Here is a 7,039-nt window from a genome sequence, read left to right as displayed (position 1 = left end):
CCCGCCTTTATCTCATTCCGCCGCCCCTCACCGGGCGGCTTTTTTATTGGAGGCGACATGAGCGCCGTATCTGATGTCGTTCCTATCGATACCCTTGCCGATCACGGGCGCCGCCTGAGCGCGGTCGAGGGGGCAATTGTCGAGATCCGTCTCGAACATCGATCGCTGTCTGACAAGCTGATGCAGATGCACGGCGAGAACAAGGCCAGTGCGGAAGCTCGTGAGAAAGCAACCCTGAGTGCGATCGGGGCCGTGGCGATCAAGGTCGAAAGGCTTGGCGATCTCAGGGGTTGGGCGAAATGGGCGCTCGTCGTAACGGGCATCGCGTTCGGTTACGCGAGCGCTCATTTCGCGGGGTGGGTGCAATGACCGGCATCGACATCGCACTCGCGCTAATCTCGCGCGACGACTTCGAAGGGCTGAGCCTCAAGCCCTATCTCTGCCCGGCTAATTACTGGACCATTGGCTACGGCAATCGCTTCCTCGGTGACGGCACGCCTGTCACGGCGACGACGAAGCCGATCACCCAGGCGCAGGCCCTAGATTTGCTGCGGAACACGGTCATGACCCTGCAAGCGAAGCTGCGCGCGTTCGTGACCGTCCCGCTGACGGATTACCAGGAGGGCGCCTTGCTCTCATGGCAGTTCAATGTCGGCACCAACGCGGCCAAGGGCTCGACCCTCGTGCGCCGCCTGAACCAGCGCCTCTATAGCTCGGCCGCACAGCAATTCCTCGTCTGGGACAAGGCCACGGTGAACGGACAGCTCGTCGTTCTGCCGGGGCTTCAGCGCCGCCGCAAGATCGAAAGCGGCGTGTTCCTCGGGCGCGGTATCCCCACAACCGGAGTATCCGCATGAACTTCGACTGGCAGACGATCTTCGAGACCGTCCTCCCCTTCCTGCCTGCCTCTCTCGCCGGTGACGCGACGACGATCCTCACCTTTGTCGTGGCCCTGGCCGCCGTGATCGCCCGCTTCTGGCCCAGACCGGCTGACGGCTCGAAATGGCTCCCCCTTTACCTGCTCGTCAACAGCATCGGCATGAACGGCAAGCACGCCACCAACGCCGACGACGCCAAGCCCTGACTGACGACACCGGCAATCGGGCCGGGATCAGTCATCACCATTCAGAAGGAAAAGACCATGACCACCAGCGCGAACACGCTCGTCACCAAGCTCGTCAAGCTGATCACCGATGCGGCTGGCAGTTCCGTCAGCACCGCCACCACGGCCAAGCTGACGGCGGCCGCAGCCATCATCGGCGAGGTTGGTGATCTGATCATTCCGTCGCTCGAGAACTCGAACAAGGATCTGTCGGGCATTCTCGATGCGATCAGCGCGATCGAGGACGATGCCGACAAGCTCGACACCGACATCAAGTCGCTCGTTGCCGCCTTCAAGGGCACGAGCAGCGCGACGGCACAGACCGCGTGACCGTTGATCTCATTGCCGGGGCCGTGGCGTTCATCATCGCGGCTCTCGGTGCCCTGATCTGGTACGCCAACCGGGCGGGGAAGAATGCGGCGTCTGTCAGCACGTCCGAGGCTGCAAAGACCTCTGCCGATGCGACGACGCTCAAGGCCCAATCCATGGCCCAGGCTCAGGCCGACAAGCCAGCAACGGAAGATGCCGTGTTGCAGCGGCTTGGGGATGGCACGGCATGAGGTGGCTCTCTCTTGGCGCCCTGCTGGCGCTCTCCGCCTGTTCGTCGGTGGAGTATGTGCCCTGCCCTACCCTTGTGACTTACAGCAAGGCCGATCAGGCTGCGCTTGCTGCTGAGATTAAGACCAGCCCGAGACCGGAAACGGTGCGCTGGATTGGTGACTATATCGGGCTGCGGGACCAGGTGCGGGCTTGTCAGAAGTGAGGCGGCTCGGCCTTGAAAAGCACCGATTGCGAACCGAACCGCCCGCGCTTATGCATAGCGCCGCTCTCGTTACCGTGAGTTACGGAGTCGAGTAACGTTAAAATAACGACATGGTGAAAGATCATTGACCTCGGAATCTTTCTATCATTACGGGTAACTTACGGTAACTATACGTTTTCATATCGTATCGTTAATAGGTCAATAATGGTCCTACCGTGGCTTTAACCGTCTATGCCGAGCGTTTAACAGCGAATTATGACAAAGAACCTAATCCTCGCGGCAATCGCCGGGCTCACGTGCTGCATCTCAACGGTGACGAGTGCAGCAGAGAATTTAGGTACGATGTCCGATCTTTTGGATTGTGTCGCTCACGCCGTGTGGGTGCTCTGGATCCTGCACGGGGTCTTCCTGCTTGTCCGCCGTGCCGCCTATCGAGACATCGGGTGAGGGATCGACCTTCCGCCAAGCCACCGAGTAATCCGGTGCCTGATGCGCGGGCGCTCCTGGGCCCCGATGCGGCCACATGTTCGAGCGCTTCAACTGCTCGGTGATCTTCTGGGCCAGCGCGTCCATCTCGGCCCCGGTCATCTTCGCGTTCACGCGCCTTGGCTTGCCGCGATAGTCGAGCGAGATCGACATGCGGATGGCAAATGTCACATCTTCTTCGGAGGCTGGGGTCAAGTCTGTCATGAACAAGAACAGAACGCGAACATGGGCGGGAGTCAATTAAAACCGCCCGCGTAAGCAAAGGGCGGCCCGAAAGCCGCCCCTGCCCATCACCGATGATGGGTGCCAGTCTTTCCCGGCTGTCAGACCTCTCTCACCAAAGAGGGATCCGCGCCACCGACCTCCAAGCAATGAAAGTCAGTCTACTTTGATCTTGTTCGCCGTTTGAACCAGAGAAAAATGTAATTCGCGGAGAGTCCAGGGTGCGCCCTCGGATGCACGACTCAGTATAATCGTGGGATACATGACGACAAACTTAGGTGCTGCCGTCTGTAAGCTTCTTTCTAATATCAGTGTGAAAGTGCCAGTGCCGAAATTTCCGTAAACGTTTATGATGGGTGAATAGATATCGCATTTAACAAATGGCTTTTTATTCACGTCACCAAGGTAAGTCCCGAAAGCCGGTTTGCCTTGAGCAGGGTTGTTTTTTGCTCCAATTGCCTGAAAACTCGAGCTTGCAAATCGTTCAAGTTCGTTTTTGTCACCAGTTTGAAGTATATAGGCTGCCTCGCCTATCGATTTTAGAATACTCGTCGGGGCTTCATCTCGGATGCATGCCGCTGAAGCAGCATTTGCGTCGATCAAGGTTGAACAAATGAGAGACGATGCAGCGATCACAGACCGAGCGGAAAGACGCATATTTGGTTCCTCGCATGTCTGGCGGTCCATCGAGTCAGATAGTCCTCCTGAGGATAATGGCATAATCCGGCACACATCGGCTTGCAATGCGCGATCAGAGTACTGATCGCCAAAGGGAGGCATGGTGTCCGTTGCAGTTGACGCGAATGCCTTTCGCAAACGCTCTTTGAGACCCCTGTTGGCGTACGGCAGGAAAAATGATCACACGAATCCTCAGGTCCACATGGACCACAAAGGAGTCGTCACCCATCGTGGGATATAGCTTTCGCGGGTGTCGAAGGTTGTGGACAGTTGCAGCTAGTGCGTTGAAATCGCCTATTTGGCGATGCCCTCTCACGGCGGCAACAGGGGTTCGAATCCCCTATGGGACGCCATTTGATTTTCCGCAGTTTTCTGCGGGTTCCAATGGGTAAAGAGCAGAATCCTGATTTACCAAAGTGTTGATTTTGAGCCATTCCTGAGCCAATCAGGAATTTATGGCTCTTTGGTATCAGGGGCTTCGCATGAGCGAATCAGAAAGATCAGGCATCGATCCAGCCACAGGTAAACCACTTCCCAAGGGCGTATGGTTCCGCGGCGCAGGTCAGTATCAGGCCCGCAAGATGGTCGATGGCAAACGCCTGAGAAAGACCTTCGCATCCTCAGCACTGGCTCGTCGCTGGCTCACTGAAAAACGTGCCGAAGTCGATCTACGCCAGTTCAAGGACACATCATCCCTCGACAAGACACCTCTCAGACGATTGGTGGAACGCTATCGCGACGAATGTATGGCCCATCGCCAAGCGGATCGCACTGGGCACATCCCTGCCCTGCTTGATGACCCTGTCGTCAATGTCATGGCGAGCAAATGGCAGCCAGCTGACGTTCGGGCTTTCCGTGATCGCATGCTTGCGGATGGCTATGCGCCAGCGACCGTGGTCAAGCGGCTCAATCTTCTCGCCAGCATCGTCCAGCACGCGATCAGTGAATGGGATATCCACGCGGTCAATCATGCCTCCGGCAGAGTTGTGAAACGTCCACAAGGTGCTGACAGAAAGCGTAACAGGCGACTGGCCATGCTAGACAATGACAACTCCCACCAGAGTGAATATGACCGCCTGGTAGATGTTGTTTCGGCCTCTGAGCATGCTGACGACGTATGGCTCGTCAAATGGTCGATCGAACAAGCTTGTCGTTTATCGGAGTCCGTTTCTCTCTGCTGGAAAGACTTCGATTTCCGCAGTCGCACGCTATCGCTTGCCAGAGTGAAGAGCGAGCGCCACCGGGAGGAACTCGGTCTCGAGAAGCGCCCCCTGACACCCGCTGCACGGCGTCTCCTCGTCGAGAAACTCGAGCAGATGCCGCACAGGCCTGAACCGTACGAGAAGATCTTCGATATCGGCAATGAGAAGGCGTTCTCCGTCCGCTTTGGCCGGATGACCAAGCGCGCAGGCCTGGTCAATCTCACCTTCCACGATCTGCGCCACGAGGCGACGTCGCGTCTCGCGCGCTATCTTGCAAACCCGCTCGATCTGATGCGGGTCACCGGACATCGTGATCTGAAATCGCTCGATCGATACTACCAGCCCATCATGCAGGAACTCGCGGACAAGATTGAGGCTAATGAGCCAACGCCTATAGAATAGACATCTCTTTTCCGCTACTTCCGATAATTTTGATTATCGGAAGTAGGTATAATGGGCGGAGAACGGCGGGGGATGGGCTGAAAAGCGTGCTTCAGAGGCACGCTTTCGATGCGGCGCAGATCGTCTGTCTGCCGGTACGGCCGCCCTCATGTCGGTTGTCAGCTTTCGTCTTTTCGCAGACCTCGCCGACTGAATCTTGATATGCTCTACCTCACGTAAGTTAACGTGACAGCCTCCGTTCAGGAACAGCAGCAGGAGTATACCCGGTCAAGCGGACGAACTCTCTGAGATTGAGAGGGTAATCGCAAGGCTGGCGGTAGCCTTCGCTTAATCACAGGTCCCAAGGGTTAGAATGCCGTTCGTAGGGCCTCGCCCTGGATCACGGATAGATGAAGACATGGATAGAATATTGGGGAGGAATATATATGCTGGAGCAGCATCATTCATTCCAAGCCCCCCATCTATTGCATAAAAATCTTTGTCGAACATATAGAAAAACCATACGTCTTTTTTCCTTGATCCAGAATTGATTGTACTAATAGCTGATATTTCTGGACCGTTTCCCGCGTCTACATTGAAAAGAAGTTTCCCCGCAGTTCTGGGGAAAAGCATTACCAGATCCGCATACGGTGACCCTTTTTTTGCAGGTTCAATAAATCTGATCTGGAAGGAATGATTTTTTAGTTCGTATGTTGCGTGTCCGAGAGAGCATTGCGTTTCTTTAGCAAAAGCTGTTGTGCAAAACGAAAAAAATAAAACGCATATAATATATCTCATCGCATCACCTGTTCAAGAAAACACTATCTGGGAGATAATCCTAAACCCAAATTATTTGCTTGTTTATCGAAGTCTTTTACATTGTATCCTGAGTACGGGATGGTATTTTCACCAGCAGAATCTCCGTAATGATGTTTTATCTCTGCAAATTCCGCAAATGTCATTGAACTACCATCGGATTTCTTGATATTGGCCCCGTCAAACATGTTATGCCATTTTTGCAGGTCTTCATATAAAGCTGTAATTTGATCATCTTCGTTGGATTTATTTAAATTACTATGATACGTATTCCAAGTTCCATTTGTATATTGATACAGACCGGAGGCGGAGCTGGAAGGATTCTTCGCGGTATTATCAAATGATGATTCTGAAAAGGCTAAATCCGCTGCTACGAACAGATATTGATTAGGAAGGTTAAGAGAAATTCCTTTATTCAATATCTTCTCTAAGGCGTCTTTTTGCTGATCTGTGAGATTTATTCTTGTAGACCAATATGTGCCACTTGACGTGTTTCCACTACTTTTCGCGCCGCCATTACCGCCCCCACCAGTGAAGTCACCGCCGCTAGGAGCTGGCGGCGGGTCGGGAGTAGGGGATGGTCGATGATGTCCAGGAACGTTAATAGTCTCGTCGTCTGCTTTGATGCTGACGAGTTGAGAAAATCTGTTCTGAGTGGAAATCAGTGCATCAATATTCTTGAGATGGCCGTTGCGACTGTAATCGAATGTTCCATTCGCAACGGCGCTGTAGTCCGATCCTTGTCCAGCTACGGTAAGCTGCGGATACTCAGATGATCGGCTTATATTGAGTGATGTAAACGTGTCGCTGCTGGGCGCATGAACACCACCTGCGCTACCGAGCATTTTATGAAGATGATCGTCAGAAGGCCCCGTGGGCGCGATAGGTGTCCAATTTGAGGGATCTGACATTTTACCTCTCTCGCAACACTGTATGATTTTGTGACGCTATTATAACGAAACGTATCGATGGTAAGTCAAGATTTTTTATAGGGAGTCCCAGCGATTGAAGCAGGATTTCCTGATAATGATTTGCCCTAACTGTTCGTCTTAGAGGGCGTCACACAAAACGTGCACGGATATACGCTAACGGGTTCACGCATGGCTGAATGAGTTTGCTTGAGCCGTTCCCAAAGGCGATGGTATTCTGATCAAATTTCTACTGGCGTATGGAAAGCTGGGCGGTCCGCCACTCCTCCCACCTCCGATGCAGATCGCCCTTCGAGCGAGGAATGCGCTGATTCAACACTCCAGCAGCCATCATCCGATCGGTGCGGAAGTGTCGAAATCCCTGTCGCGCTTCACACTATGTTATCAGAATACGACCGGCATCCGAGTAACCGAGAGCGACCGGCCAGATCGTTCGCTCGGTCTTCTCGCCGTTTTGAGC

10 protein-coding genes are annotated in these 7,039 nt (G+C 53.9%); 7 read left to right on the top strand and 3 right to left on the bottom strand.

The features are described from left to right. The 6 genes from C0V97_RS09905 to C0V97_RS09880 form a co-directional block, all read left to right on the top strand. On the top strand, positions 1-369 hold a 369-nt coding region (locus C0V97_RS09905; RefSeq protein ID WP_233582090.1), incomplete at its 5' end, for a hypothetical protein. Next, positions 366-857 carry a lysozyme gene (locus C0V97_RS09900; protein WP_127102445.1) on the top strand — a complete coding sequence of 164 codons (492 nt, stop codon included), beginning with the start codon at positions 366-368 and terminating at the stop codon, positions 855-857. The genes C0V97_RS09905 and C0V97_RS09900, both read left to right, overlap by 4 nt. Continuing rightward, positions 854-1,084 carry a hypothetical protein gene (locus C0V97_RS09895; protein ID WP_127102444.1) on the top strand — a complete coding sequence of 77 codons (231 nt, stop codon included), beginning with the start codon at positions 854-856 and terminating at the stop codon, positions 1,082-1,084. Before C0V97_RS09900 ends, C0V97_RS09895 begins: the two co-directional genes overlap by 4 nt. Before the next feature lie 57 nt (positions 1,085-1,141). Beyond that, positions 1,142-1,432 carry a hypothetical protein gene (locus tag C0V97_RS09890; RefSeq protein ID WP_127102443.1) on the top strand — a complete coding sequence of 97 codons (291 nt, stop codon included), beginning with the start codon at positions 1,142-1,144 and terminating at the stop codon, positions 1,430-1,432. Next, positions 1,429-1,662, top strand: a complete 234-nt coding sequence (locus C0V97_RS09885; protein WP_127102442.1) for a hypothetical protein — start codon at positions 1,429-1,431, stop codon at positions 1,660-1,662. The genes C0V97_RS09890 and C0V97_RS09885 overlap by 4 nt, the downstream gene beginning before the upstream one ends. Further along, a complete protein-coding gene (locus C0V97_RS09880; RefSeq protein ID WP_127102441.1) occupies positions 1,659-1,865 on the top strand; it encodes a hypothetical protein in 207 nt (68 codons plus the stop codon). The genes C0V97_RS09885 and C0V97_RS09880 overlap by 4 nt, the downstream gene beginning before the upstream one ends. Before the next feature lie 333 nt (positions 1,866-2,198). Here the strand turns inward: C0V97_RS09880 and C0V97_RS09875 are convergent, their stop codons facing one another. Further along, positions 2,199-2,555, bottom strand: a complete 357-nt coding sequence (locus tag C0V97_RS09875; protein WP_127102440.1) for a hypothetical protein — start codon at positions 2,553-2,555, stop codon at positions 2,199-2,201. Between the two features lie 174 nt (positions 2,556-2,729). Beyond that, on the bottom strand, positions 2,730-3,230 hold the full coding sequence (locus C0V97_RS09870; protein ID WP_127102439.1) for a hypothetical protein: 501 nt from the start codon (positions 3,228-3,230) through the stop codon (positions 2,730-2,732). 503 nt (positions 3,231-3,733) lie between these two features. On the opposite strand from C0V97_RS09870, the gene C0V97_RS09865 reads away from it, so the two are divergent. Beyond that, positions 3,734-4,855 (top strand): site-specific integrase, encoded by a 1,122-nt coding sequence (locus tag C0V97_RS09865; protein ID WP_127102438.1) that lies wholly within the window; start codon positions 3,734-3,736, stop codon positions 4,853-4,855. An 800-nt stretch (positions 4,856-5,655) separates the two neighbouring features. On the opposite strand, the gene C0V97_RS09860 is transcribed toward C0V97_RS09865, so the two are convergent. Continuing rightward, a complete protein-coding gene (locus C0V97_RS09860) occupies positions 5,656-6,561 on the bottom strand; it encodes a hypothetical protein (RefSeq protein ID WP_127102437.1) in 906 nt (301 codons plus the stop codon). Positions 6,562-7,039: the final 478 nt, after the last annotated feature.

Origin of the sequence: Asaia sp. W19, assembly GCF_003994335.1 — a bacterium.
Lineage (GTDB): Bacteria > Pseudomonadota > Alphaproteobacteria > Acetobacterales > Acetobacteraceae > Asaia.
Note: the sequence above shows the minus strand (reverse complement) of the source record. Positions and strands in the feature narration are given on the sequence as shown.